This is a genomic window from Sphingopyxis sp. (assembly GCF_036402335.1).
Lineage (GTDB): Bacteria > Pseudomonadota > Alphaproteobacteria > Sphingomonadales > Sphingomonadaceae > Sphingopyxis.
This window is the reverse complement of record NZ_DASWTD010000105.1, coordinates 1-2,780: the sequence shown is the minus strand read 5'-3', so window position 1 is coordinate 2,780 and position 2,780 is coordinate 1. Positions and strand designations below refer to the sequence as shown.

General features: G+C 66.4%; 3 protein-coding genes. All 3 read left to right on the top strand.

Going from position 1 to position 2,780, the window contains the following annotated elements:
- Nucleotides 1-229 precede the first annotated feature (229 nt).
- Nucleotides 230-2,008 carry a glycine cleavage T C-terminal barrel domain-containing protein gene (locus tag VGD20_RS03145; RefSeq protein WP_331133055.1) on the top strand — a complete coding sequence of 593 codons (1,779 nt, stop codon included), beginning with the start codon at nucleotides 230-232 and terminating at the stop codon, nucleotides 2,006-2,008.
- A complete protein-coding gene (locus tag VGD20_RS03140; protein WP_331133054.1) occupies nucleotides 2,001-2,588 on the top strand; it encodes a sarcosine oxidase subunit gamma in 588 nt (195 codons plus the stop codon). The genes VGD20_RS03145 and VGD20_RS03140 overlap by 8 nt, the downstream gene beginning before the upstream one ends.
- On the top strand, nucleotides 2,585-2,780 hold a 196-nt coding region (locus tag VGD20_RS03135), incomplete at its 3' end, for an ACT domain-containing protein (RefSeq protein ID WP_331133053.1). The genes VGD20_RS03140 and VGD20_RS03135, both read left to right, overlap by 4 nt.

The following is a 2,780-nucleotide window of genomic DNA, read 5'->3' as shown; positions in this document are numbered from 1 at the left end:
AGCCCAAACCTACGCGCTCCGCTATGGTGTTGTCCCGGGAAAGCGGATCGTCGTCGCCGCGAACAATGACAGCGGCTACGAGGCGGCCTTTGCGCTCCAGGACGCCGGTGCGGCTATCGTCGCCGTCGTCGATACGCGGCTCGCCACGCCCATGGCTGCTCGGGCTGCGTCGCGGTCGATCCGCGTGATTTTGGCGTCTGCGCCGGTCGCGGCGCGCGGCGGGCGCCGAGTGAAATCGCTCTCGATCGGCGATCTGGCCGGCGGATCGGCGGGCGAAACCTTGCCGTGCGACACCATCCTGACTTCCGGCGGCTGGAATCCGGCGGTCCACCTGCATTCCCAGTCGGGCGGCTCGCTCGCGTTCGACGAGGCGCTGCAGGCGTTCCTTCCCTCCCAGTCCGTCCAGGATGCTCCATGCGTGGGGGCGGCAGCCGGCGTGTTCGGCATGGAGACCGCAATTTCCGGCGCGCGCGCCGTTGCGCGCGGCGACGAGCCAACGCGTTCCGTCCCCGTTGGGGTCGGTCCGACACGTCATTTTGCCGACGGCGACGTCGCCGCGCAGACGGCGTGGCTCGATTTCCAGAACGACGTTACCGTGGCAGATGTCCAGTTGGCTTCGCGCGAGAGCTTTCGCTCGGTAGAACATCTCAAGCGCTACACGACGCTGGGCATGGCCTCGGACCAGGGCAAGACCTCCAATGTCGCGGGTATCGGCGTCCTTTCGCACCTGTTGGGCAAGCCGCCGCAAGCGATCGGCACGACGAAGTTCCGGCCCCCGTACGATCCGGTAACGATCGGCGGCTTTGCCGGCCGGGCGGTCGGACAGGATCTCATGCCGATCGCGCTTCTGGCGGCGCACGACGAACAGAAGGCGGCCGGCGCAGAAATGGAGCAATATGGCGGCTGGATGCGCGCCGCCTGGTACAGGAAAGGCGATGAAGCCGAGGAAGCCGCGGTTCGCCGCGAGGTGCTCGCGGTCCGCAATTCGGTCGGTCTGTTCGACGCTTCGCCGCTCGGCAAGATCGAGGTCAAGGGTCCTGACGCGGCCGAATTCCTGCAGAGGATGTATGTCAACGGCGTGCGCAACCTGAAGGTCGGCCGGTGCCGTTATGGTCTTATGCTGAACGAGCATGGGGTGGTCTACGACGACGGCGTGTTCGCGCGGATCGGCGAGAACCATTTCCTGGTCGGCACCACCAGCGGCCATGCCGCCGCCATCGCCGACACCTTCAACGAATGGTTGCAGTGCGAATGGACCGACCTGAAGGTTCTGGTCGAGAACGTCACCACCGGCTGGGCGGTTATGAACGTCGCCGGGCCGAAGGCGCGCGAGGTCCTCGCAGAAGCCGGGACCGATATCGATCTGTCGCCCGCGGCATTCCCGCACATGACCTATCGCGAAGGGCGCATCGGCGGCGTGGAGGCGCGGATCGAGCGGGTCAGTTTCTCGGGCGAACTATCCTATGAGGTGGCCGTCCCGTGGAGCTATGGAGCGGCTTTGTGGGATTGCTTCATGCGCGCCGGGCGCAAGTTCGGCATCGCACCGTTCGGTATCGAGGCGCTGATGGTGATGCGCGTCGAGAAGGGCTTCCTGCACATCGGCTCCGATACCGACGGAACGACCTACCCCCAGGACGTGGGGTTCGGCCCGGCGATCGCGAAGAAGCCGGATGACTTCGTGGGCCGTCGATCGACGACACGCCCCGACGGACTGCGCAGCGATCGCCGCCAGTTGGTTGGCCTCGAAGTCATCGATGGCGGCGGGATGATCCCGATCGGCGCTCACTTGCTTCCGCGCGGATCGACCGAGCCCAGGGGAACCGAGGGCTGGGTGACTTCGAGCGTCATGTCCCCGACCTTGCAGAAGCCGCTCGCCATGGCGCTGGTGGCCGCCGGCTCCGCCCGCATGGGTGAGGATGTCCGCACCTGGCACCTTGGGCAGACGCGCCGGGCCCGGATCGTCGATCCGCGCGCCTACGACCCGGAAGGAGCACGGCTCGATGCTTGATAAGAATGGTTCGGCGACGCTCGTTCGCCGGGGACCCTCGGGATTGGCCGGCTTCACCGAGATAGGCATCGCACTCACGCTCGAAGCGGGGCTCGGGGTGGGAAAGGTGCAGTTCCTGCGCGGGACGACCGCCGCCTGTTTTTCCGATCTGTTTGGCCAGTCCGCCCCGGCTGCCTGCCGGTCGCTCGCGCTGGAGGAGGTCGAGGTCTCCTGGCTGGCACCTGACGAATGGCTTCTGACGGGTGCCGAGGCCAGGGTGCTCGCGATGATCGAACGCGCGGCTATGTTCGGCGATTCTTGTCTGGCGACGAACCTGTCGCACGCGCGGGCCGCGTTTCGGCTTTCGGGTGCGAGGGCGCGCGAGAGGCTCGCCGCGGTCACGCCGCTCGATATGTCCGCCGCTGCGATGTCTGTGGGCGACGTTGCGCGGGCGCCGCTGAGCGACACCGGAATGTTTTTAGCACGGCTGCCCGATAGCGATGGGCAACCGGATTTCAGGATCGTCGTCGATCAAACCATGGCCGCCTATGCCGTCAGAATGTTGCGCGAGCCGGCCCGGACACCAGGAGCTGTATCTTGACCACAGAATTCGTCCTGCGCTTTCGCGCGCCAGACCGCCCCGGCATCATGGCCGCCATCGCGTCGCTCCTTGCGGCCAACGGATGCGACGTGCGAGGTGCCGAGGTTTACGGCGATGACGATACCCACGGATTTTTCTGCCGCATGGTGTTGACCGGGTCCTCGACGCGCGAGGAACTCGCGGCGATCATCG